The organism is Pseudomonas sp. Hz4, from assembly GCF_054898165.1.
Window position 1 is genome coordinate 5,623,487 of the sequence record NZ_CM142719.1, and the last position, 22,638, is coordinate 5,646,124.

The 22,638-nt window shown below is 60.8% G+C and carries 20 protein-coding genes and 2 pseudogenes; 11 read left to right on the plus strand and 11 right to left on the minus strand.

Going from position 1 to position 22,638, the window contains the following annotated elements; translation table 11 throughout:
• Window positions 1-143: 143 nt before the first annotated feature.
• The 8 genes from ACYZTR_RS25985 (at window position 144) to ACYZTR_RS26020 (ending at window position 9,362) form a co-directional block, all read left to right on the plus strand.
• Window positions 144-2,078: a putative nucleotidyltransferase substrate binding domain-containing protein gene (locus tag ACYZTR_RS25985; RefSeq protein WP_461974937.1), complete on the plus strand. Its 1,935-nt coding sequence runs from the start codon at window positions 144-146 to the stop codon at window positions 2,076-2,078.
• Window positions 2,075-2,782, plus strand: a complete 708-nt coding sequence (locus ACYZTR_RS25990) for a 3'-5' exonuclease (protein WP_461974939.1) — start codon at window positions 2,075-2,077, stop codon at window positions 2,780-2,782. Before ACYZTR_RS25985 ends, ACYZTR_RS25990 begins: the two co-directional genes overlap by 4 nt.
• A 261-nt stretch (window positions 2,783-3,043) precedes the next feature.
• The gene (locus tag ACYZTR_RS25995) at window positions 3,044-3,562 is read left to right on the plus strand and encodes an RNA polymerase sigma factor (protein ID WP_461974941.1); all 519 of its coding nucleotides are present in this window, start codon (window positions 3,044-3,046) and stop codon (window positions 3,560-3,562) included.
• Entirely contained in the window at window positions 3,559-4,530 is a 972-nt protein-coding gene (locus tag ACYZTR_RS26000; RefSeq protein WP_461974943.1) for a FecR domain-containing protein, read from the plus strand. The genes ACYZTR_RS25995 and ACYZTR_RS26000 overlap by 4 nt, the downstream gene beginning before the upstream one ends.
• A gap of 237 nt (window positions 4,531-4,767) precedes the next feature.
• Window positions 4,768-7,197: a TonB-dependent siderophore receptor gene (locus ACYZTR_RS26005; RefSeq protein WP_461974945.1), complete on the plus strand. Its 2,430-nt coding sequence runs from the start codon at window positions 4,768-4,770 to the stop codon at window positions 7,195-7,197.
• 71 nt (window positions 7,198-7,268) lie between these two features.
• Entirely contained in the window at window positions 7,269-8,399 is a 1,131-nt protein-coding gene (locus ACYZTR_RS26010; RefSeq protein ID WP_461974947.1) for a PepSY-associated TM helix domain-containing protein, read from the plus strand.
• A complete protein-coding gene (locus tag ACYZTR_RS26015) occupies window positions 8,396-8,575 on the plus strand; it encodes a hypothetical protein (RefSeq protein ID WP_461974949.1) in 180 nt (59 codons plus the stop codon). Before ACYZTR_RS26010 ends, ACYZTR_RS26015 begins: the two co-directional genes overlap by 4 nt.
• 157 nt (window positions 8,576-8,732) lie before the next feature.
• Window positions 8,733-9,362: a glutathione S-transferase gene (locus ACYZTR_RS26020; protein WP_461974951.1), complete on the plus strand. Its 630-nt coding sequence runs from the start codon at window positions 8,733-8,735 to the stop codon at window positions 9,360-9,362.
• A gap of 150 nt (window positions 9,363-9,512) precedes the next feature.
• On the opposite strand, the pseudogene ACYZTR_RS26025 reads toward ACYZTR_RS26020, so the two are convergent.
• The 4 genes and pseudogenes from ACYZTR_RS26025 to ACYZTR_RS26040 all read right to left on the minus strand — a co-directional run.
• Window positions 9,513-9,893, minus strand: a pseudogene (locus ACYZTR_RS26025) (HAMP domain-containing protein); the annotation flags it as partial.
• 29 nt (window positions 9,894-9,922) lie between these two features.
• Window positions 9,923-9,994 (minus strand): annotated as a pseudogene (locus ACYZTR_RS26030) (two-component system response regulator CreB); the annotation flags it as partial.
• A gap of 56 nt (window positions 9,995-10,050) precedes the next feature.
• Window positions 10,051-10,557 carry a retropepsin-like aspartic peptidase RloA2 gene (gene rloA2 / locus ACYZTR_RS26035; RefSeq protein WP_282380515.1) on the minus strand — a complete coding sequence of 169 codons (507 nt, stop codon included), beginning with the start codon at window positions 10,555-10,557 and terminating at the stop codon, window positions 10,051-10,053.
• 98 nt (window positions 10,558-10,655) lie between these two features.
• Window positions 10,656-11,201 (minus strand): DUF2780 domain-containing protein, encoded by a 546-nt coding sequence (locus ACYZTR_RS26040; protein WP_461974953.1) that lies wholly within the window; start codon window positions 11,199-11,201, stop codon window positions 10,656-10,658.
• A 216-nt stretch (window positions 11,202-11,417) separates the two neighbouring features.
• Between ACYZTR_RS26040 and ACYZTR_RS26045 the strand changes: the two genes are divergently transcribed.
• From ACYZTR_RS26045 to ACYZTR_RS26055, 3 genes are read left to right on the plus strand one after another with little or no spacing between them, the layout of a single operon-like run.
• Complete coding sequence (locus ACYZTR_RS26045) at window positions 11,418-12,008, plus strand: fasciclin domain-containing protein (RefSeq protein WP_461974954.1); 591 nt, start codon at window positions 11,418-11,420, stop codon at window positions 12,006-12,008.
• 53 nt (window positions 12,009-12,061) lie between these two features.
• Window positions 12,062-12,697, plus strand: a complete 636-nt coding sequence (locus ACYZTR_RS26050) for a sigma-70 family RNA polymerase sigma factor (RefSeq protein WP_461974956.1) — start codon at window positions 12,062-12,064, stop codon at window positions 12,695-12,697.
• Window positions 12,694-13,368, plus strand: coding sequence for an anti-sigma factor (locus ACYZTR_RS26055; protein ID WP_461974958.1), 675 nt, complete (start codon window positions 12,694-12,696; stop codon window positions 13,366-13,368). The genes ACYZTR_RS26050 and ACYZTR_RS26055 overlap by 4 nt, the downstream gene beginning before the upstream one ends.
• 55 nt (window positions 13,369-13,423) lie before the next feature.
• Here ACYZTR_RS26055 and fdhA read toward each other — a convergent pair whose 3' ends face one another.
• The 7 genes from fdhA to glyA form a co-directional block, all read right to left on the minus strand.
• Window positions 13,424-14,623 carry a formaldehyde dehydrogenase, glutathione-independent gene (gene fdhA, locus ACYZTR_RS26060; RefSeq protein ID WP_461966767.1) on the minus strand — a complete coding sequence of 400 codons (1,200 nt, stop codon included), beginning with the start codon at window positions 14,621-14,623 and terminating at the stop codon, window positions 13,424-13,426.
• A gap of 208 nt (window positions 14,624-14,831) precedes the next feature.
• Window positions 14,832-15,689, minus strand: a complete 858-nt coding sequence (gene purU, locus ACYZTR_RS26065) for a formyltetrahydrofolate deformylase (RefSeq protein WP_461974960.1) — start codon at window positions 15,687-15,689, stop codon at window positions 14,832-14,834.
• A 191-nt stretch (window positions 15,690-15,880) separates the two neighbouring features.
• Window positions 15,881-16,513: a sarcosine oxidase subunit gamma gene (locus tag ACYZTR_RS26070; protein WP_461974962.1), complete on the minus strand. Its 633-nt coding sequence runs from the start codon at window positions 16,511-16,513 to the stop codon at window positions 15,881-15,883.
• Window positions 16,514-16,643: 130 nt separating this feature from the next.
• Window positions 16,644-19,661, minus strand: coding sequence for a sarcosine oxidase subunit alpha (locus tag ACYZTR_RS26075; RefSeq protein ID WP_461974964.1), 3,018 nt, complete (start codon window positions 19,659-19,661; stop codon window positions 16,644-16,646).
• The gene (locus ACYZTR_RS26080) at window positions 19,658-19,987 is read right to left on the minus strand and encodes a sarcosine oxidase subunit delta (RefSeq protein ID WP_131060659.1); all 330 of its coding nucleotides are present in this window, start codon (window positions 19,985-19,987) and stop codon (window positions 19,658-19,660) included. Before ACYZTR_RS26080 ends, ACYZTR_RS26075 begins: the two co-directional genes overlap by 4 nt.
• Window positions 19,988-20,001: 14 nt before the next feature.
• A complete protein-coding gene (locus tag ACYZTR_RS26085) occupies window positions 20,002-21,252 on the minus strand; it encodes a sarcosine oxidase subunit beta (RefSeq protein WP_038981138.1) in 1,251 nt (416 codons plus the stop codon).
• A gap of 23 nt (window positions 21,253-21,275) precedes the next feature.
• The gene (gene glyA / locus ACYZTR_RS26090; protein ID WP_461966772.1) at window positions 21,276-22,529 is read right to left on the minus strand and encodes a serine hydroxymethyltransferase; all 1,254 of its coding nucleotides are present in this window, start codon (window positions 22,527-22,529) and stop codon (window positions 21,276-21,278) included.
• Between the last annotated feature and the right edge of the window lie 109 nt (window positions 22,530-22,638).

Genomic DNA, 22,638 nt, shown 5'->3' on the forward strand with positions numbered 1-22,638 from the left:
CCACAGTTGCGTCAGACATTTCCCAAATACCGACAGCTCCATTGCCTACCTAGACTTACGTCCAATGGGCACCCTGCACGCAGGGGCCGACCATGGCAGAGTCATCCGACAACAACAATTCAAAAAAGACTGCGGTAATAGTTATGAGTAAAGCGGACGCCTTCACACAGGCAGGGAAAACCGCGGTGTTGCAGAACATCCAGGGGACTTTGCAATTTCTTCAGCGCTTCCCGCCCTTCAATCAAATGGAACACGTCCACCTGGCGTACCTGGTCGAGCAATGTCAGCTGCGTTTTTATGCCCCCGGCGAGAGCATCATCAAGCCCGCCGACGGCCCGGTTGAACATTTCTACATCGTCAAACAAGGCCGGGTCGTGGGTGAACGTCCCCACACGGCCAAGGGCGGGACCGAAACCACTTTCGAAATTACCACCGGCGAGTGTTTCCCCCTGGCCGCGCTGCTGGGGGAGCGTGCAACCCGCACCGAACACCTCGCGGCCGAAGACACCTTTTGCCTACAGTTGAACAAGCTGGCGTTCATAAAATTGTTCGCACTTTCCAACGCGTTTCGCGACTTTTCCCTACGCGGCGTGAGCAGCCTGTTGGATCAGGTTAACCAGCAAGTCCAGCAAAAAGCCGTGGAAACCCTCGGCACCCAGTACTCACTCAATACCCGACTGGGCGAACTGGCCATGCGTCACCCGGTGACCTGCAGCCCGGCCACGCCGTTGCGTGAAGCCGTGACCCTGATGCACGAGCAGCAGGTCGGCAGCATCGTGGTCGTGGACGAGCAGAAAGCGCCGTTGGGGATTTTCACCCTGCGCGACCTGCGCCATGTGGTGGCCGACGGCACTAACGACTTCAACGAAGCCATCGAACGGCACATGACTCAGGCGCCGTTTTTCCTGTCGCCGGACCACAGCGCCTTCGATGCGGCGATTGCCATGACCGAGCGGCACATCGCCCACGTCTGCCTGGTGAAGGATCATCGCCTGTGCGGCGTAGTCTCGGAACGTGACCTGTTTTCCCTGCAGCGGGTCGATCTGGTGCATCTGGCGCGGACCCTCCGCAGCGCCCAGCGCGTAGAAAACCTGGTGGCGATGCGCGGTGAAATCGGCCAACTGGTGGAGCGCATGCTGGCCCACGGCGCCTCTTCAACCCAGATCACTCACATCATCACCCTGCTTAACGACCACACCGTGTGCCGGGTGATCGAACTGACCCTCGCCGAGAAAGGTGACCCCGGCATTCCGTTCAGCTGGCTGTGCTTCGGTAGCGAAGGTCGCCGCGAACAGACACTGCACACCGATCAGGACAACGGCATTCTGTTCGAAGCCCAGGACGCGGCCCATGCCGCCGAGATTCGCGGCAAATTGCTGCCCATTGCCCAGCAGATCAACCAGAGCCTGGCGCTCTGCGGCTTCACCCTGTGCAAGGGCAACATCATGGCCGGCAACCCCGAACTGTGTTTGTCTCGGGCCGAATGGGCGCGGCGTTTTGCGGCGTTTATCCGCGAGGCAACGCCTGAGAACCTGCTGGGTTCGAGCATTTACTTCGACTTGCGGGTGGTTTGGGGGGACGAGCAAGGCTGCGAGCAGCTGCGTCAGGGAATTCTCGATCAGGTGAATGACAACCGGCTGTTCCAACGGATGATGGCCGAGAACGCCCTGCGCAATCGCCCGCCCGTAGGACGTTTCCGTGAGTTCGTACTGGCTCGCAAGAATGGCGAGAAAGCCACCCTGGACTTGAAAGTCCAAGGGTTGACCCCTTTTGTCGACGGTGCCCGGCTGCTCGCGTTGGCCCATGGGATCGAGGCAAACAATACGTTGGAGCGCTTTCGCCAACTGGTGGAAAAGGGAGTCATCGAACGGCTGGACGGTGCGGCGTACGAAGAGGCCTATCACTTCATCCAGCAAGCCCGCATGCAGCAACATCAGCTACAGACCCGGGAGAACTTGCCCTACTCCAACCGGGTCGATCCGGACAGCCTCAATCATCTGGATCGACGGATCCTGCGTGAATCCCTGCGCCAGGCACAACGCCTGCAAAGCAGCCTGGCCCTGCGGTATCAGCTATGAGCCTGTTTTCATGGCTGCGCCCGGCAGGACCGAGTCTTCCCAGCGAACTTCAACAACGACTGCAACGCTTGCCCTTGGCGGCAGAGCTCGGCGAATGCAGCCTGCGCGAACAGCGCTGGGTGGTCCTCGACCTGGAAACCACCGGGTTGAACCTGAACAAGGATCGGGTGTTGTCCATCGGCGCGGTGGTGATCGAGGACGGCGCGATCGATTTCAGCCAGCAGTTCGAACGCACGTTGCAATGCGCCGACATGAAGTTGGCACCCAGCGTGTTGATCCATGGCCTGGGGCCGAGCGCGATTGCCGCTGGCAGCGATCCGGCTCAAGCCCTGGTCGAATTCATGGAGTTCGTCGGCGACAGCCCGGTGCTGGCGTTTCATGCGCCGTTCGATCAGCACATGCTCGGGCGCGCGCTGAAAGACCATCTGGGCTACAAGTTGCAGCATCCGTTTCTGGATGTAGCAGACATCGCGCCGCTGCTTTGCCCTCAGGCGCACATTCGCGATGCCGGGCTGGATGAGTGGATCGATTGGTTCAAACTGGAAGTGTTCGAGCGCCACAATGCCAGTGCCGATGCGTTGGCCACCGCTGAGCTGGCGTTGATTTTGTTCAGCAAGGCGCGGCAGCTGCAGATTCATAGCCCGTTGAATCTGCAGCAGCGGATCAATCAGTGGAAGCGGCGACAGCGAGCGCCTTCCTTTTAAGTCAAAGCATATCTTCTGTGGCGAGGGAGCTTGCTCCCGCTGGGGCGCGAAGCGGCCCCTGCATTTATCCGGACAGACCGCATTCGCCGATGCGACTGCTTCGCAGTCGAACGGGAGCAAGCTCCCTCACCACAGGTCGGTGTTCGCCTTTAAACTTTGTGGCCCAACTCACCCGACCAGCGCCAATTGCTTACCTCCCCCGCCTCTGCCACAATCGCGAACAATTCTCGTTAGTTAACGCTTCCCAATCGGTGATGCTGCGTGTCGTCAGTCCAAAGCCCTCAAAGTGAGCTCGTTGGTGCGTTGTATCGCGACCATCGCGGTTGGCTATTGGCTTGGCTGCGCCGCAACGTGGCCTGTCCGCAACGGGCCGAAGACCTGAGTCAGGACACTTTTGTGCGCTTGCTGGGGCGTGAAGAGCTGAAGGCGCCGCGCGAACCACGCGCGTTTCTGGTGGCGATTGCCAAGGGTCTGCTGTTCGACTATTTCCGCCGCGCTGCGCTGGAGCAAGCCTACCTCACGGAACTGATGCTGATTCCTGAAGGTGAACAACCGTCGGTGGAGGAACAGCAAATGATCCTCGAAGACCTCAAAGCCATCGACCGTCTGCTCGGCAAGCTCTCAAGCAAGGCCCGGGCGGCGTTTCTCTATAACCGTCTTGACGGCCTCGGCCACGCCGAAATCGCCGAGCGTCTGGGAGTGTCAGTGCCGCGAGTTCGTCAGTACCTGGCCCAGGGCATTCGTCAGTGCTACATCGCTTTGTACGGTGAGCCGGTATGAGTCCGGTCAGTTCCAAACCCGTCTCGGCGCAGGTGCTGGATGCCGCGATTGCCTGGCAATTGTCCCTGGACTCCGGCAACCCGGTGGAGCGCGAAGAGTTCGCCAAATGGCACGCCGCCCACGAAGAACATGCGCGGGCCTGGCGCCAACTGGGCATGCTCGACCAGCGTTTCAGCGTCGCCAGCGGCCCGGCACGCACCGCGTTACTGCAATCGCGGGAAAGTATCCGCCGTCGAGTGCGCAAACTCGGCAGCGGCGTGGCCAGCATCGTCGCGGTGATCGGGTTGGCGCTGTTTGCCGGTGATCGTTATCTGCCGATCGACTATTGGCTGGCCGACCAGCGCACCGCCACCGGTGAACAACGCACCCTGCGCCTGACCGACGGCACGCTGATCAACCTCAATACTCACAGTGCCGTGGACGTGCGTTTCGATGAAACGCAGCGGCTGATCATCCTCCAGGAAGGAGAAATTCTCGTCGAAACCGGCCACGGTGACGCCCGGCCGTTTATCGTCGAAACCCGCGAAGGCAGCCTGCGCGCACTGGGGACAAGGTTTCTGGTCAAGCGCGAAGAACAAGGTACGCGCCTGAGCGTGCTGCAATCGGCGGTGGCGGCTCATCCCGAGGCGAGTCCTGAAGAACAGATTCTGCGGGAAGGCCAGCAAGTCCTGATGCGCAGCAATGGCCTTGGGCCGATCGTCGCGCTCAACCTCGGCGCCGATGCCTGGACCCGCGGCATGCTGGTGGTGGACAACACGCGACTGGAAGACCTGGTCCATGAACTCGGTCGCTATCGCCGCGGGCATTTGGGTGTTGCACCCGAGATTGCCGACCTGCGAATCACCGGCAGCTTCCCCCTGCATGACACCGACAAGGCGCTGAGCGCGCTGTTGCCGACCCTGCCGGTGCAGATCGAACAGCACACACCGTGGTGGGTGACGGTGGCAGCGAAGACTGAGACTAAATGATCGTTCCCACGCTCTGCGTGGGAATGCAGCCCGTGACGCTCCGCGTCACATGCCGAAGCGGACGCAGAGCGTCCATTGAGGCATTCCCACGCAGAGCGTGGGAACGATCCCCGACCAAAGGCTGCTGTGTAACGATTCACTTACTGAATCGAAATTATTTTCAATCAGCCCTATCACTTTTGAATTCTCGTTCGGCACCTAGGCAATTGAGAAATATTTTCATTCAGGAGCCGCCGTATGTCCCGTTCGCTAGACACCTTGTTGCGCCCCAGTTTGCTGGCGATTGCCATTGCCCTTTGCGCCCCCCTGACCAGCAGTCAGCTGATCGCCGCTGAACAGGCGTCCAGCGTTCGCGCCTACAACCTGCCGGCCGCGTCATTGGCCAGCACCCTGAACCAGATCGCCAGCCAGGCGGGCCTGGCGCTGTCGCTGAATCCTTCACTGGCGGCGGGCAAGACCTCGGCACCGGTCAAAGGCCAGCTCGACGCAGCCGGCGCCCTGCGCGAAGCCTTGCGCGGCACCGGCCTGCAACTGGAACAGAGCAGCGCGGGCACCTACAGCCTGGTGGCCGTGCCCGAAGGCGTGATGGCCCTGCCGGAAACTGCCGTGATTGGCGTTGAAAACAGTGAAAGTGCCTGGGGCCCGGTGGAGGGTTATTTGGCGACCCGCACCGCTGCCGGTACCAAGACCGATACCGCGCTGGTCGAAGCGCCGCGCTCGATTTCGGTCGCCACCCGCGAGCAAATGGACGACCGCAGCGTGCATAGCCTCGATGACGCGGTGCGTTACATGCCCGGCATCACCGCCAGCAGCTACGGCAGCGACACCCGCGCCGACTGGTTGCGCGTGCGCGGTTTCGAGCCGACTCAATTCCTCGATGGCCTGCCGCTACCAAAAGGCGTGTACGCCAACCCGAAACAGGAAACCTGGAACCTGGACCGCCTCGCCCTGCTGCGCGGCCCGGCCTCGTCGGTTTACGGCCAGACCCCGCCAGGCGGCTTGCTCGACATGGTCAGCCGTCGTCCCAGCGCCGAGTCGACCAATGTAATACAGGTGCAATACGGCAGCGACAACCATCGCCAGATCAACTTCGCCAGCACCGGCAAGATCGACGACGAAGGCCAGTTCCTCTACGGTCTGAGCGGTGTGGTGCGCGACAGCGGCACGCAGATCGACCACGTCGACAACAAGCGCTACAACATTGCGCCGAGCCTGACCTGGAACATCGATGAAGACACCCGGTTCACCCTGCTCACCCAGTTCACCCGTGACGATACCGGCATTACCAGCCAGTTCTTGCCGGTGCAGGGCACCAAAATCCATTCGCCCCTCGGCAAGATCTCCCACCACAAGAATCTGGGCGACCCGGACTGGGAATTCTACGACCGCACCTACTACGCGCTGGGCTACGCCTTTGAACATCGCTTGAACGATGTCTGGCAGTTCAAGCAGAACCTGCGTTACACAAAAACGGACCTGTCCTTCCAGGTCCTCACCCCCGGCGCCTATCCGTTCACCCAGGTCGATGCCGAGGGCAATGTGGGTCGTTCGAGCACCAGTGTCGACGAGGACATCAGCCAGTTCGCCGTGGACAACAACTTCCAGGGCGACTTCGCGACCGGCGACATCCGTCACACTCTGTTGATCGGCCTCGATCACCAGCGCACCAACACCCACTACACGTCGATCTTTGGCGACGGTCTGACCACCAACGTCAACAACCCGATCTATGGCCAGCCCATCGTTCGTCCGCCACGCTCGGCGGCGTTCTACGACTACGACCAGAAGACCTACCAGACCGGCTTGTACGTGCAGGACCAGATGGCCCTCGACCAATGGCGTCTGACGTTGGGGGGTCGTGAAGACTGGGTTCACACCAGCACAAAGTTCTTCAACAAGGGTGACGCCACCAACACCGAACGGGACAAGAACTTCAGTGGCAACGCGGCGATCAGCTACGTGTTCGACTCGGGCTTCGTGCCCTACTTGTCCTACGCCGAGTCGTTCCAACCGACCAGCAACGCCACGGCATCGCCGACCGATTCATTCAAGCCGACTGAAGGCAAGCAATGGGAGCTGGGCATCAAGTACCAACCGCCTGGCAGCAGCACCCTGCTGACCGCTGCGGTCTACGACCTGACCCAGAAAAACGTCTCCGTCACCACGACCAACTCAGACAACGTTTCAATCACCAGCCAGACCGGTGAAGTGAAAGTCAAAGGTCTGGAGCTGGAAGCCGTTTCCGACGTGACCAAGAACCTCAAGGTCATCGCCGCTTACACCCTGGCCAAATCCGAAGTGCAGAAAGGCGACTTCAAAGGCAATCGCCTGCAACTGATGCCTAATCAGCAGGCTTCGCTGTGGGCCGATTACACCTGGCACAACGGCGTGCTGGACGGTTTCGGCATCGGCGCCGGCGCTCGCTACACCGGCAACACCTACGGCGACCAGGGCAACACCTCGCTCGGCAAGGCCGACGCCTACACCGTGTTCGACGCCGCTGTTCATTACGACCTGGGCCGTCTGGACAACAGCCTGAAAGGCGCCTCCCTGGCACTGAACGCCACCAACCTGTTCGACAAGGACTACATCTCCACCTGTGACAGCTTCTATTGCTACTACGGTGACCAACGCAGCGTCGTCGCCAGTGCAACTTACAAGTGGTAATCGCCTGACCTGACACGCCAATGACCAAGCCGTCCTTCGAGGACGGCTTTGGTCTTTCTGAAGGCCAAGAAATGAAAAGTAAAACAATCCGCCGCTGGTCCTGCGTCCACACCTGGAGCAGTCTGATCTGCACGGTCTTTCTGCTGATGCTGGCGCTGACCGGCTTGCCGTTGATCTTTCACCACGAAATCGACCATCTGCTGGGCGATTCCGCTGAATTGAAGGCAATGCCAGCGAACACTCCGCAGCTGAATTTGCAGCAGTTGGTGCAGGCGGCTGAGAAGTACCGGCCCGGCGAGGTCATGCAGTATTTCGGCTTTGACGAAGAAGAACCCAACGCTGCGATCACGATCATGGCGGCCACCGCCGGCACTGAACCGAACGCGTCTCACACCTTCATGCTCGACGCCCGCACCGGTGAAGCGCTGGAGATGCCGTCAGCCAACGGCGGTTTCATGATGATCATGTTGCGCCTGCACGTGGACATGTTCGCTGGCCTGCCGGGCAAGCTGCTGCTGGCATTCATGGGCATTCTGTTCGTGGTGGCGATTGTGTCCGGGACGGTGCTGTACCTGCCGTTCATGCGCCGTTTGAAATTCGCCACCGTGCGCCAGAACAAATCCACCCGCCTGCGCTGGCTCGATCTGCACAACTTGATCGGCGTGGTGACCTTGACCTGGGCCTTGGTGGTCGGCGTCACCGGCGTCATCAGCGCCTGCGCCGACCTGTTGATCGCGGCGTGGCGCAACGACAGTCTGAGCGCGATGATCGCGCCGTACCGCGACGCGCCGCCGCTGATACAACTGGCGCCAGCGACCCGTTTGCTCGACATCGCCAAGGACGTCGCGCCGGGCATGCAGCCCGATTTCATCGCCTTCCCCGGCACGCGGTTTTCCAGCGAACACCATTACGCCGTGTTCATGAAAGGCAGCACCCACCTGACTTCGCATTTACTGACGCCGGTGTTGATCGATGCCAGCACCCTGCAAGTCACGGCGGTGGCTGAGCGGCCGTGGTACATGGGCGCCATGGGCATGTCGCAGCCGCTGCACTTCGGTGATTACGGCGGTATGCCGATGAAAATCCTCTGGGCGACCCTGGATGGGCTGACCATTATCGTCCTCGGCAGCGGGGTGTACTTGTGGGTGGTGCGGCGCAAGGCTGCGAAACCTGTGATCGAGAACGCGGAGAGTCCAGCATGAGGCCACGGCAGTCGAATTTCTGGAAGGTCTTCTCCACCCCCACCGTTATCGGCCTGCTCAGCGCAGCGGGGCTGTTCGCCGCATTGCTGGGCGATGGCGTGTGGGACGCCTTGAGCTGGCTTGGCTTGGGCGTTCCCGCAATCCTCGCCCTGCGCGGCCTGCTGCAACGCCGCTAACAACACCGGACCTGTGGGAGCGAAGCTTGCTCGCGATGGGATCAACTCGGTCATTCAGTCAGACCGCGGTGATCCCATCGCGAGCAAGCTTCGCTCCTACAAGTTGCGCGATCCACGCGCTATGCTGCCCAGCACTGCCCCACACCGAGACGCTGCCATGTCCGCCCCCAGCATGACCCTGTTCCACAACCCTTTGTCGCCCTTCGTTCGCAAAGTCATGGTGCTGCTGCACGAAACCGGTCAACAGGACCGCGTGGCGCTGCAAACCAGCGTGCTCACGCCGGTCAGCCCGGACCTGACGCTCAACGAAGACAACCCGCTGGGTAAAATCCCGGCCCTGCGCCTGGCCGATGGCAACGTCATCCACGACAGCCGGGTGATCCTCGATTACCTCGATCACCAGCACGTCGGCAACCCGCTGATACCGCGCGACGGCTCGGCCCGCTGGCGGCGCCTGACCCTGGCCTCCCTGGCCGACGGGATCATGGACGCTGCGGTGCTGATTCGTTATGAAGTCGCTCTGCGTGCCCCGGATAAGCACTGGGACCAGTGGCTTGATGGCCAGCGTGAAAAGATTCGTCGCGGCCTGGCAGTGCTGGAAGCCGACGCGATTGCCGAGCTGACCAGCCATTTCGATGTGGCGGCAATCAGTGTGGCGTGTGCTTTGGGCTACCTGGATTTGCGCCATCCGGACCTGGAATGGCGCACGGCGAATCCGCAGCTGGCAGCTTGGTATTTTGAGGTGAGTCAGCGGGCCTCGATGCTGGCGACTATGCCGAAGGTTTAGATCTTCAAAATAAAAGACATCAAGACAGTTGCTCCCACATGATCGTTCCCACGCTCTGCGTGGGAATGCCTCAATGGGCGCTCTGCGTCCGCTCTTGGGACGCGGAGCGTCCCGGGCTGCATTCCCACGCAGAGCGTGGGAACGATCACAACGCTGCTGCTGGGCCAGCGGCATCTCGCCTTGCAGCAACTGCGCCGCGCCGCGAATCGCCGCCAGCGGGCTTTTCAGTTCGTGGGTCAATGTATGCACATAACGCTCGACGTAGGCTTTGCCTTCGAGTTGCGTACGCATCTGCTCAACCGCCGTCGCCAGTTGTTCCAGTTCGCCGCCACGATAGTGCGGAACCTCGACCCTGCGGCCCTCACTTACCGCTTCGGCGTACACCGTCAACCGCCGTAACGCAGCGCTCAACCACCAGGACAACAACGCGCCGAACAGCAGACCGAGGCTGATCAGGCCCGCACCCCAGGCAAGCAAGCGCCGTTCGGTACGATCAACGTAAGGTTGTAACGAGCTGTTGGGTTTGGCGACGAAAAATCCGGATCCCCAGCGGCATCAGCTACGCCCCGGGCCCGCGCCGCCACTTCCCGCGGGCTGAACGGCTTGACCACATAATCGTCGGCACCGATTTCGTCCAAGCCTGGCAGTAACGTGGGCGAACGGTGCCCCAAGGCTGATTCGCCGTCAATCAGCAGTCGGGTTTGTCCGCCGTAAAGCGCCGCGCCGGGTTCACCGCCGCGCCGAATTCACGCAAGGCTTTGGCGCCGATCAACAAAGGGTAGTTAAAGCTGCTGCGGTCGGTGAGATTGACCTCCACCGTGCGTTTAACGTTGCCCAGGCACAATTCCAGATCGACTACCGGACGTTTGGTCGGTGCGCTGTCGTCCTTCTCATCCTCGTCTTCTTCGGAGCGGGTCTTGATCTTGCTGATCCGCGCGACCTTGTGTTCATAGACTTTGTTGCTCGCGTCTTTGGTGCCGAGGCGGAAACGCACCCACTCGTCGCCATCGCGGGTGAAGGTTTCGATGTCTTTGGCCGACAGCGACGCCGTCAGGGCACCGGTGTCCATTTTGGCCTTGAGCACTTCGCCGCCGATTTCCGGCAGTGCAATGTATTCGTAGCGCCCGTACAGGGTCGGCTCAGCGGCCAGGACCGGAAGGGCCACGAGGGAAAGCAGTGCAAGGAGGGATTTCACGTATTGGGCTTCCTTGAGAAGTGGACAACGGGATTTTAGACCGTTGTTGAGTTGATCGTTCCCACAAGGTTAACGATCCCAAGGTGAAACATTCGTCGTCAACTACCGGTGCCTGCGCCCCAGATCCCGCCCAGGTTTTCCAGCAGCGAACCGCCAACGCCCTGTTGACCGAAAAATTGCAGAAGCACCGGGGCAAACTGGCCGATCATGCCGCTGTCCATGCCCAATGCGCTGAAGGCACTGTTCAGGTCGTTGATGTTATTCACGTTGCCCAAGGCGTTGTCCAGACCTGCCGCTGTACCGGACGAGCCAAGCAAGCCGCTGAGGACAGCCAACTCACCACCGCCGGACAGTTGGTCGATTCCCGGTACGCTTCTGGCCAACGCTGAGTAATCGGTCGAACTCAATTGATTCTTCGCCAGGCCGAGCATCGCCCCGGCACCGCCAACGGCTTGTTGTGGCGTCACGTTCAATTGGCTGAGCGCACTCAGCAGACCGGCCGTCTGCGAGGTCGGCGCGGCGGCGTTATCGCCCTGCATGCCGGAGATGGCATTGGCCGCATCGTTCAGGCTGAACTGAGCGAAGACCGGACTGGCCGCCAGACACATCAGCGAAGCCAGTGCAAAACCGCGTGAAATCTTCATTCAGACATCCTCATGTGCCATGAAAACCGCCCGGCAATGGGCGGCGAAAAACTGTGTGTTGGACTGGCATCCCAGGGGATTGTTCCCAGCCTTGGCGAGCCCCAGACGAACAGTCAAAAAAGAATTTTACCAGCGCTGCATCCAGTCGGGTCTCGCCTGCGTATATCAAGCACGGACAGACATTCCTGGCCGATTCCCTGCACGAGGATCATCACCATGAAACGCACTTCGATCAAAACGCCATTGATTGCCAGCCTATTGACCCTGGCCTTGGGCGGCGGGTTCGCCCTGAACACCGTGCAAGCGGCAGACACGAGCCATGCTGTCATCGTCGGCGGCCAGAGCATGCTGCCGAGCAAAGACATCATCGATAACGCGGTGAACTCCGCCGACCACACCACCCTGGTCGCCGCCGTGAAAGCCGCAGGCCTGGTGGATACCCTCAAGGGCAAAGGCCCGTTCACCGTGTTCGCCCCGGTCAATTCGGCCTTCGCTGCCCTGCCCGCCGGCACTGTCGACAACCTGCTCAAACCCGCCAACAAGGCGACCCTGACTAACGTCCTCACCTACCACGTCGTCGCCGGGAAACTCGACATGATGACCCTGGCCGAGAAGATCAAGGCCGGTGGCGGCAAGGCCGAACTGACCACTGTCGCGGGCGGCAAGCTGTGGGTGATGATGAACGGCCCGCACAACATCACGATCAAGGATGAAAAAGGTGACGTCGCCGACATCACGACCTATGACGTGTACCAGTCCAACGGCGTGATTCAGGTCATCGACAAAGTACTGATGCCTAAAAGCTGAGGTGTGCTGCCGACCCTGTCCATCGGGGTCGGCGGATTTCGAGGTGGCCACCCGTGAATGGAACAACCGCGCACCGTGAACTAACCTCTGCCTGCAACCGGCACCTCACGCAGCCCAACTCGATTGCCTGGAGAACTGCTATTCCCACCGTCGATGCCGATCAGCTCAGGCAGCTTTTAGCCCAGTGTTCACTGGGCGACCGCCGCGCTTTCGAGACGCTTTACCGCAGCGTCGGCCCTCGGCTGCATGGCGTAGCGCTGCGGTTCATGGGGCGACCGGACCTGGCTGAAGAAGTGCTGCAGGAAAGCTTCGTGCGCATCTGGAACAATGCTTCGCGCTATGAGGCGCATCTGTCGGCACCGCTGACCTGGATGATCAACATCACCCGTCATCAGGCCATCGATCAGTTGCGTAAACACCGCGACCGTCCGTTGACCGACCTTGAAGAACAGGCGCTGGAGGATGAAAGTCCTTCGGCCCACGAACAGCTCAGCAGTGCCCGTGAGGCCCGCGCCTTGAACCGGTGCCTGGAAAGCCTTGAAGGCATGCAGCGTCAATCGATCACCGTGGCTTACTTTCAGGGGTTGTCGTGTTCCGAGCTGGCCGAACATTTGGCCGCGCCACTGGGCTCGGTGAAATCCTGGATCCGACGCGGTATGGAGCGCCTGCGCAGGTGCCTTGAATCATGAACTATCAAACCCCGACCCTGCGCCGCGCCCTCGCCGCCGATTACGCCATTGGCTTGATGCCGTCTGCCGCTCGTCGGCGTTTTGAACAGTTGTTGCTGGAAGACGCAGCGCTTCGCGCGGAACTGGCGCAGTGGCAGGAAAGCCTCGCGAGCCTGACCGAAGCCCTGCCAGAGCTGCCGGTGCCGGATCGGGTGTGGCAGGGAATTACGGCGCGGATTGAGCCGCAAGTGTTGCATATGCCGCAGAAACGTCCGTTCTGGAGCTGGATGCGAGTGACGGCGGCGGTTTGCTCGCTGGTGATCGCCGTCACCTTGGGCATGCTCTACAACCGCGACAGTGCGCGTTACAGCGCCACGCTGCTGACTGCCGACGCGCAGCCTGCACTGAAGGTTGAAGCGCATGAGGATTATTTGAACGTCGAGCCGCTGACCCTGGCAGCGGTTGATCCGGGCCGCAGTCTGGAGTTGTGGGCGATTCCGACGGATGGCAAGCCGATTTCACTTGGGGTGATTCCGGCGGACGGTAAGGGCCGCGTAGAGCTGAGCGATGTGCAGAAAGAGCTGATTGGCAAACCGATTGCGTTGGCGGTGAGTCTTGAGCCGAAGGGGGGGTCGCCGACTGGGCAACCGACCGGGCCAGTTCTATATCAAGGAGCGTTGGCAGCCCTTTAATGACCGAACAAAAAAACGGCGACCCTAAGGTCGCCGTTTTGTTTTGCCTGAAGCCTTACGCAGCACTGAACAACTTGTGCGGATCAATCACAAACTTCTTCGGTACGCCCGCATCGAACTCGCCATAACCGCGTGGCGCGTCATCCAGGCTGATGACCTCAACACCGACGATGTCGGCAATGTGGATACGGTCCCACATGATCGCCTGCATCAGTTGGCGGTTGTACTTCATCACTGGCGTCTGGCCGGTGTGGAAGCTGTGGGATTTGGCCCAGCCCAGACCGAAGCGGATGCTCAGGCTGCCCATTTTTGCGGCTGCATCGACTGCACCTGGATCTTCGGTCACGTACAGGCCAGGAATGCCGATTTTGCCGGCCACGCGAACCACGCCCATCAGCGAGTTGAGTACGGTTGCCGGCGCTTCGTGTTTCACACCGTCATGGCCGTGACCGCGGGCTTCGAAGCCCACCGCATCGACGGCGCAATCCACTTCTGGCTCGCCCAACAGCGCAGCGATTTGTTCGTGCAGAGGGGTGTCTGTCGACAGGTCGGCGATTTCGAAACCCTGAGCCTTGGCGTGAGCCAGGCGGATCGGGTTGACGTCACCGATGATCACCACCGCAGCGCCCAGCAGGCGAGCGGAAGCGGCAGCCGCCAGACCGACCGGGCCGGCACCGGCGATGTACACGGTGCTGCCTGGACCAACGCCGGCCGTCACTGCGCCGTGGTAACCGGTCGGCAGGATGTCGGAGAGGCAGGTCAGGTCACGGATTTTTTCCATGGCCTTATCACGGTCAGGGAGTTTCAGCAGGTTGAAATCGGCATACGGCACCAAGGCGTATTCCGCCTGGCCACCGGTCCAGTCGCCCATGTCGACATAACCGTAGGCACCGCCGGGACGCGCCGGGTTAACGCTCAGGCACACACCGGTGTGCATTTCCTTGCAGGAACGGCAGCGCCCGCAAGCGACGTTGAACGGTACTGATACCAGGTCGCCAATCTGCAGGTTTTCAACGTCGCGGCCTTTCTCGATCACTTCACCCGTGATCTCGTGGCCCAGTACCAGGCCGGTCTGGGCGGTGGTACGACCGCGCACCATGTGCTGATCCGAACCACAGATGTTGGTAGAAACTACGCGCAGGATGACAGCGTGTTCGATCTTCCTGCCGCGCGGGTCCTGCATTTTGGGATAGTCGATTTTCTGTACTTCGACCTGGCCATTGCCGAGATACACGACACCACGATTACCAGACATGCTTTCACCTCGCTGTTGTTTTTATGTAGCGGTCGCGTCGCCATGGATCGGCGGCGCGTTGATTGCTCGGGTTATTGCCTGTGTGTCTTGTGTTGTTTGGTAGGGCCTCATCGCGAGCAAGCTCGCTCCCACAGTTGATCTTTGGTGTGACTGAGATGTGCCTAATTACACAAAACCCTGTGGGAGCGAGCTTGCTCGCGATGGCGATCTAAAGAACAACTGTACGATTGGCGTTGAGGAACACTCGTCTTTCAATGTGATAACCAACTGCCCGGGCCAGGGTCAGCCCTTCGATGTCCCGCCCCTTGGCGATCAGGTCTTCGGGGTAATGACTGTGATCCACGGCCTCTACGCCCTGGGCGATGATCGGGCCTTCGTCCAGGTCGTTGTTGATGTAATGCGCCGTGGCGCCGACCAATTTCACGCCCTTGTTGTAAGCCTGGTGATAAGGCTTGGCGCCCTTGAAACCGGGCAGCAGGGAGTGGTGAATGTTGATCGCCTTGCCGTCGAGTTTGCGGCACAACTCTGGCGAGAGGACTTGCATGTAACGGGCAAGGATCACCAGTTCGGCGCCGGACTCTTCAATCACCTGCCAGACCTGACGCTCCTGCGACGGTTTGTCGTTCGGGTCCAGCGGGAAGTGGTAGTACGGAATCTGGTGCCAATCCGCCAACGGTTTGAGGTCCGGGTGGTTGGACACCACGGCGGCCACATCCATGGACAACTGGCCGATGCGCTGGCGGTAGAGCAAATCGTTGAGGCAGTGATCGGCTTTGGAAACCATGATCACCACTTTTGGCCGGTAATTCGGCGCAGTCAGTTCGAAGACCATGCCGAAGGCTTGGCCCCGCGCTTCCAGGCCTGCGCGAAAGGCTTGTTCGTCGAAGCCGTCAGGCTGACGGAATTCCACACGAATGAAGAAACGGCCCGAGAGCCGGTCGTCGAAGGAATGGTGCTCGGTGACGTAGCAGCCCTGCTCGAACAAAAAGCGGGTCACCGCGTCCACGGTGCCGAGAACGCTTGGGCAGTCGGCGGTCAGAATCCATGTGTCTGGGGCGCGGCTCATAGTGCGGTGACTCCTGTTCGAAAATACCTGCACAACTTCAAGGCTGTGCAGGATCCTGTGGCGAGGGGATTTATCCCCGTTCGGCTGCGAAGCAGTCGTAAACCATTGCATGCCGTTAAGCCTGATACACCGTGGTTGCAACTTTTGGGGCTGCTTCGCAACCCAACGGGGATAAATCCCCTCGCCACAGATCAGGCTTGGACGCTAAGCCCGTATTCGGCCGCAGCATCCTGCAACCACAACCACCAATAATCCGAGAAGCTGCGACGAATCAGCAGTTCCCAGGTGTCTTCGGCGGTGTGGCGGATGACCAGTTGCGACTTGGCGAACACGGTGCCCACAGCCTTGCCCACCGGGAAGCTGTTGGGGTGCACGTCGTAGCTGGTGGACTTCATCAGCACCTGGCGCACGTTCGGGCCGCTCAGTTCGAGGATCTGCTGGCCGCCGCTGACGTTGGTGATCGCGATGTGCAGGTCACCCAGCGCTTCGCGCAGTTTTTGCTCGGCGGCGAATTCTTCACCGGTCGGCACGATCAGCAGCCATTCATCCGGCCCCATCCATTGCAGGCTGGTTTCGCCTTTGACGACGACGGTCAGCGCACCCGGCAATTCGATGCCGAGGGCCTTGTGCACGCCAGCGGCGAAGGCGGCATCGTGGCCATCGCCACGAATGGTCAGGTGGCCGAGAAGGTTTTTCTCACGCACGATCACGCCGGCGCTTTTGCGGCCCTTGCCCACCAGGCTGGCGAGGTCTGCATGATGCAGCGACGACTCGGCCTTGGCCCCGGTGGTTGGGCGTTGTTGGTAAACATTGGCTGTGGTCATAAAGCACCTTTCTTTTGTTGATCGTTCCCACGCTCTGCGTGGGAATGCCGCCATGGACGCTCTGCGTCCGCTCTTGGGACGCGGAGCGTCCCGGGATGCATTCCCACGCAGAGCGTGGGAACGATCAGTGTCAGATGTTCTGGCGATCGCCTTTCGGATCGAAGAACACCGAAGAAACGATTTCCGCCTCGATCACGCTGCCATCGGCCAGTGGTGCGAACACGCGCTCACCGATGCGCTTCAAACCGCCCTTCACCACACCCATGGCAAACGAATAGCCGAGGGAGTTGTGCAGGTAGCTGGACGTCACGTGGCCGACCATCGTCATCGGAATCGCTTGCTTGGTGTTGAACACCAGTTGCGCGCCTTCCGGCAGCCATTTGGTCGGATCGATCGGCTTCAGGCCGACCAACTGTTTGCGCTGATCACGCACGCAGTCTTCACGGTTCATGCCACGCTGGCCGATCCATGAGAAAGGTTTAGTGCGACCGACGCACCAACCCATGTTCAGGTCGTCCGGAGTCATCGAGCTGTCAGTGTCCTGCCCGACGATGATGAAGCCCTTCTCGGCCCGCAGAACGTGCATGGTTTCAGTGCCATATGGCGTCAGGTTGTACTGCTTGCCAGCATCAACAATTTTTTCCAGCACGCCCATCGCATAGTCGGCTTGCACGTTGACTTCGTACGACAGTTCACCGGTAAACGAAATCCGGAACACCCGCGCCGGCACACCGCCGACCAGGCCTTCTTTCCAGGTCATGAACGGGAACGCTTCGTTGGTCAGGTCGATGTCGGTAACTTGGCTGAGCAGCTTGCGGCTGTTCGGACCGGACAAGGTCATGGTTGCCCAGTGATCCGTCACGGAAGTGAAGTACACCTTCAGCTCTGGCCATTCGGTCTGGGAGTAGATTTCCAGCCATTGCAGCACGCGTGCAGCGCCGCCGGTGGTGGTGGTCATCACGAAGTGGTTGTCGGCGAGGCAGGCGGTTACGCCGTCGTCGAAGACCATGCCGTCTTCCTTGCACATCAGGCCGTAGCGGGCCTTGCCCACGTCGAGCTTGGTCCAGGCGTTGGTGTAGATGCGGTTGAGGAACTCGCGTGAGTCCGGGCCCTGGATGTCGATCTTGCCCAGGGTCGAAGCGTCCAGCAGGCCGACGCTGTCGCGCACGGCTTTGCATTCGCGTTTCACGGCGGCATGCAGGTCTTCACCGTTTTTCGGGAAGTACCAAGGACGTTTCCACTGACCGACGTCTTCGAACTCGGCGCCGTTCTTCACGTGCCAATGATGCAGCGCGGTGAAACGAACCGGCTCGAAGATGTGCCCACAGTGACGGCCGGCCACGGCGCCGAAGGTGACCGGCGTGTAGTTCGGACGGAACATGGTGGTGCCCATCTGCGGGATGGTCACGTTCAGCGAACGGGCGGCGATGGCCAGACCGTTGACGTTGCCGAGCTTGCCCTGGTCCGTGCCGAAGCCCAGTGCGGTGTAGCGTTTGACGTGCTCGACCGACTCGAAGCCTTCGCGGGTCGCCAATTCGATGCCGGCCGCAGTGACGTCGTTCTGCAGATCGACGAATTGCTTCGGTCCGCGTGTCGTGCCTTTTTCGTGCGGCACCTGGAACAGCGCCAAAGTAGGTTCTTCCAGACGGCTCAGGGCTTTCGGCAAGGTGCCTTCGACCCTACTGAAACCGGCTTCGCTGGCTGCGCGAGCGCCGCCTTCAAAGCCATCGGCCAGGGAATCACCGAGCCCGTAGACGCCATTGATGCCGCCGACGCACACGCGTTTCTGCGGTGCTTCGCCCGGTACGAAACCGAGGATGTCTTCACGCCAGATCGGCTTGCCGCCCAAGTGCGACGCCAGGTGAACCACCGGGCTGTAACCGCCGGAACTGGCAATCAGGTCGCAATCAAGCCACTCACCAGGACTGGTCACGGCGTGCGCTTTGACATCGATCGCGGCAACGCGAGCAGCGGTCACGTGCTTGCTGCCGCGGGTTTCGATTACGGCGCTACCGGTCAGGATGCGGATACCTTTGGCGCGCGCTTCTTCAACCAGCGCACCGCGCGGATTGCTGCGGGCATCGGCGATGGCCACGACTTGCAGGCTGGCGTCGAGCCAATCCAGAGCAACGCGGTAAGCGTGGTCGTTGTTGGTCGACAGCACGAGCTTTTTGCCCGGTGCCACGCCATAACGACGCACGTAAGTCGACACAGCGCCGGCGAGCATGTTGCCGGGCACGTCGTTGTTGCCGTAAACCAGTGGACGCTCGTGAGCGCCGGTCGCCAGCACCACACGCTTGGCGCGAACACGGTGGATGCGCTGACGCACCTGGCCAATCGGTGCGCGGTCGCCGAGGTGATCGGTGAGGCGCTCGTGAATGGTCAGGAAGTTATGGTCGTGGTAACCGTTGACCGTGGCGCGCGGTAACAGCAGCACGTCCGGGGTGTCTTTGAGTTCGGCGATGACGCTGGCGACCCACTCGGTAGCCGGTTTGCCGTCGAGGCTTTCGCGGGAATCGAGCAGGCTGCCGCCGAACTCTTCCTGCTCATCGGCGAGGATGACGCGGGCACCGCTGCGCGCTGCTGCCAGTGCGGCGGCCAGGCCAGCCGGGCCACCGCCTACGATCAGCACGTCACAGTGCTGGTTCATGTAGTCGTAGGTGTCCGGATCGTTCTCGGTCGGCGAACGGCCAAGACCAGCTGCCTTACGAATGTACTTCTCGTAAGTCATCCAGAACGATTGCGGGTACATGAAGGTTTTGTAGTAGAAGCCCGGCGGCATCAGCTTGCCGCCGACCTTGCCGAGAATCCCCATCACGTCGTTGTTCACGCTCGGCCAGCCGTTGGTGCTGGTGGCGACCAAACCTTGATACAGCGCTTGTTGTGTGGCGCGTACGTTCGGGATCTGCGTGGCTTCGGTCGCGCCGATTTGCAGCACGGCGTTCGGCTCTTCAGCACCGGCGGCATAGATGCCGCGCGGACGGGAGTACTTGAAGCTGCGGCCGATGATGTCGACACCGTTGGCCAGCAAGGCGGCGGCCAGCGAATCGCCTTCAAAGCCTTTGTAGGTCTGGCCGTTGAAGGTGAAGCTCAGCACTTTGTTGCGGTCGATCCGTCCGCCGTTGGACAGGCGATTGATCTGGCTCATACCTTCTCTCCCAGAGCCGTCGTGGCCGCTTTCGGGCTATCGGTCTTGTCGGTGAACTGCGGCTTGGCGCCGATCTTGTAGGTTTCGAGAATCTCGTAGGTCACGGTGTCACGGGTGGCGTTGAAGTACTGACGGCAACCGGCGACGTGATCCCACAATTCGTGGTGCAGACCGCGAGGGTTATCGCGGAAGAACATGTAGTCGCCCCACTCCTCGTCGGTGCAGGTCGTCGGGTCCAGTGGGCGCGGGATGTGCGCCTGGCCAGAGGCGTGGAATTCCTCTTCGGAGCGCAGCTCGCCGCAGTGAGGACAGAAGATATGCAACATAGGGATTTCTCCTGTTAGTGGGCAACCGCAGCAGCGCCGTGTTCGTCGATCAACGCACCGTTGTGGAAACGGTCGATGGAGAAAGGTGCAGCCAATGGGTGCATTTCACCCTTGGCCAGACTCGCGGCAAACACGTTGCCCGAGCCAGGTGTTGCCTTGAAGCCACCGGTGCCCCAACCGCAGTTGAAGAACATGTTCGGCACAGGTGTTTTCGAAATGATCGGGCACGCATCCGGCGTGGTGTCGACGATGCCGCCCCACTGACGGTTCATGCGTACGCGGGACAAGACCGGGAACATCTCGACGATGGCCTGGACGGTGTGCTCGATCACCGGGTACGAACCACGCTGGCCGTAGCCGTTGTAGCCGTCGATGCCGGCGCCGATCACCAGGTCGCCCTTGTCGGACTGGCTGATGTAACCGTGTACGGCGTTGGACATGATCACGCTGTCGATAATCGGTTTGATCGGCTCGGACACCAGCGCTTGCAGCGGGTGGGATTCGATCGGCAAACGGAAACCGGCAAGTTTGGCCATGTGCCCGGAGTTACCGGCGGTCACTACACCGACGCGTTTGGCGCCGATGAAGCCTTTGTTGGTTTCCACACCGATGCACACGCCGTTTTCCTTGCGGAAACCGATCACTTCAGTCTGTTGAATCAAGTCCACGCCCAAGGCGTCGGCGGCACGGGCAAAGCCCCACGCCACGGCATCGTGACGGGCCACGCCGCCGCGACGCTGGACGGTTGCGCCCATCACCGGGTAGCGGGTGTTCTTCGAGCAGTCGAGGTACGGAATCTCGTCGGCCACTTGTTTGGCATCGAGCAGTTCGCCGTCCACGCCGTTGAGGCGGTTGGCGCTGACCCGACGCTCGGAATCACGAATGTCCTGCAGGGTGTGGCACAGGTTGTAAACGCCGCGCTGGGAGAACATCACGTTGTAGTTCAGGTCCTGGGACAGGCCTTCCCACAGTTTCATCGCGTGTTCGTACAGGTGCGCCGACTCGTCCCACAGGTAGTTGGAGCGGACGATGGTGGTGTTGCGCGCGGTGTTACCGCCGCCCAGCCAGCCTTTCTCGACCACGGCCACGTTGGTGATGCCGTGTTCCTTGGCCAGGTAATAGGCGGTCGCCAGACCATGCCCGCCACCGCCGACGATGACCACGTCATAGACCTTTTTAGGGGTCGGCGTGCGCCACATTTTCTGCCAGTTTTCGTGATGGCTGAGGGAGTGTTTGAAGAGGCCGAAGCCCGAGTAGCGTTGCATAGTCATTTACTCCAAAACCGCGCTCAGCGATAAACCGGGAAGTCCGCGCACAGGGCCGAAACTTGCTGGGCGACATTGGCCTCGACATCGGCGTCGCCGAGGTTGTCGAGGATGTCGCAGATCCAGCCGGCCAGCGTGACGCACTGGGTCACCTTAAAGCCGCGCGTGGTCACCGCCGGGGTGCCGATGCGCAGGCCGGAGGTGACGAACGGCGACTGTGGATCGTTCGGAACAGCGTTCTTGTTCACAGTGATGTGGGCGCGGCCGAGTGCTGCATCTGCCTCTTTGCCGGTGAGGCCCTGACGGATCAGGCTGACCAGGAACAGGTGGTTATCGGTGCCGCCGGACACTACATCGTAGCCGCGTTTGATAAAGATGCTGGCCATGGCCTGGGCGTTGTCGATCACTTGTTGTTGGTAAGCCTTGAAACCTGGCTCCAACGCTTCCTTGAAGCACACCGCCTTACCGGCGATCACGTGCATCAGCGGGCCGCCCTGACCACCGGGGAACACGGCAGCGTTGAATTTCTTTTCCAGTTCTTCGTTGGCCTTGGCCAGGATCAGACCGCCACGAGGACCGCGCAGGGTTTTGTGGGTGGTGGTGGTGACCACGTCGGCGTACGGCAGCGGGTTCGGGTACAGGCCGGCAGCGACCAGCCCCGCAACGTGAGCCATATCAACAAAGAGATAAGCGCCGACTTTGTCAGCGATCTGACGGAAGCGCGGGAAGTCCAGGGTCTTGGAGTAAGCGGAGAACCCGGCGATGATCATTTTCGGCTTGTGCTCGACCGCCATGCGCTCGACTTCGTCGTAATCGATCAGGCCGGTGGCGGTGTCGATGCCGTACTGCACAGCGTTATAGAGCTTGCCGGAGAAGCTGACCTTGGCGCCGTGGGTCAGGTGACCGCCGTGGGCCAGGCTCATGCCCAGCACGGTGTCGCCCGCCTGCAGCAGCGCAAGGAATACGGCGGCGTTGGCCTGGCTGCCGGAGTGCGGCTGCACGTTGGCGTAGTCGGCACCGAACAGCTGCTTGGCGCGTTCGATAGCCAGCGCTTCAACCTTGTCGACGTGCTCGCAGCCGCCGTAGTAGCGCTTGCCCGGATAGCCTTCGGCGTATTTGTTGGTCAGGCCGCTGCCTTGCGCTTCCATGACGCGTTTGCTGGTGTAGTTCTCTGACGCGATCAGCTCGATGTGATCTTCCTGGCGTTGCTCCTCGGCATTCATCGCCGCCAGCAGTGCATCGTCGTAACCCTGGATCTGGTCTTGCTTGCTGAACATCGCGTCTCTCCCAGCGGCGGCAGTGCGCCATTCGTCTCGGTGAGGCACGTACCTTTCGGCAGTGCCCTTTGGATGCGATGGTATGACCGGCGCAGACAGGTCAAATGCC

Excerpts from the sequence above, each read along its gene's own strand:
- ACYZTR_RS26040 (WP_461974953.1), bottom strand. The coding sequence starts at position 11,201 with ATGAAGATTTCACGCGGTTTTGCACTGGCTTCGCTGATGTGTCTGGCG.
- ACYZTR_RS26080 (WP_131060659.1), bottom strand. The coding sequence starts at position 19,987 with ATGTTGCATATCTTCTGTCCTCACTGCGGCGAGCTGCGCTCCGAAGAG.
- ACYZTR_RS26045 (WP_461974954.1), top strand. The coding sequence starts at position 11,418 with ATGAAACGCACTTCGATCAAAACGCCATTGATTGCCAGCCTATTGACC.
- ACYZTR_RS26010 (WP_461974947.1), top strand. The coding sequence starts at position 7,269 with ATGAAAAGTAAAACAATCCGCCGCTGGTCCTGCGTCCACACCTGGAGC.
- ACYZTR_RS26015 (WP_461974949.1), top strand. The coding sequence starts at position 8,396 with ATGAGGCCACGGCAGTCGAATTTCTGGAAGGTCTTCTCCACCCCCACC.
- glyA (WP_461966772.1), bottom strand. The coding sequence starts at position 22,529 with ATGTTCAGCAAGCAAGACCAGATCCAGGGTTACGACGATGCACTGCTG.
- ACYZTR_RS26020 (WP_461974951.1), top strand. The coding sequence starts at position 8,733 with ATGTCCGCCCCCAGCATGACCCTGTTCCACAACCCTTTGTCGCCCTTC.
- fdhA (WP_461966767.1), bottom strand. The coding sequence starts at position 14,623 with ATGTCTGGTAATCGTGGTGTCGTGTATCTCGGCAATGGCCAGGTCGAA.
- ACYZTR_RS25990 (WP_461974939.1), top strand. The coding sequence starts at position 2,075 with ATGAGCCTGTTTTCATGGCTGCGCCCGGCAGGACCGAGTCTTCCCAGC.
- ACYZTR_RS26000 (WP_461974943.1), top strand. The coding sequence starts at position 3,559 with ATGAGTCCGGTCAGTTCCAAACCCGTCTCGGCGCAGGTGCTGGATGCC.
- ACYZTR_RS26070 (WP_461974962.1), bottom strand. The coding sequence starts at position 16,513 with ATGACCACAGCCAATGTTTACCAACAACGCCCAACCACCGGGGCCAAG.
- ACYZTR_RS25985 (WP_461974937.1), top strand. The coding sequence starts at position 144 with ATGAGTAAAGCGGACGCCTTCACACAGGCAGGGAAAACCGCGGTGTTG.
- ACYZTR_RS26075 (WP_461974964.1), bottom strand. The coding sequence starts at position 19,661 with ATGAGCCAGATCAATCGCCTGTCCAACGGCGGACGGATCGACCGCAAC.
- ACYZTR_RS26085 (WP_038981138.1), bottom strand. The coding sequence starts at position 21,252 with ATGCAACGCTACTCGGGCTTCGGCCTCTTCAAACACTCCCTCAGCCAT.
- ACYZTR_RS26055 (WP_461974958.1), top strand. The coding sequence starts at position 12,694 with ATGAACTATCAAACCCCGACCCTGCGCCGCGCCCTCGCCGCCGATTAC.
- ACYZTR_RS26005 (WP_461974945.1), top strand. The coding sequence starts at position 4,768 with ATGTCCCGTTCGCTAGACACCTTGTTGCGCCCCAGTTTGCTGGCGATT.
- purU (WP_461974960.1), bottom strand. The coding sequence starts at position 15,689 with ATGAGCCGCGCCCCAGACACATGGATTCTGACCGCCGACTGCCCAAGC.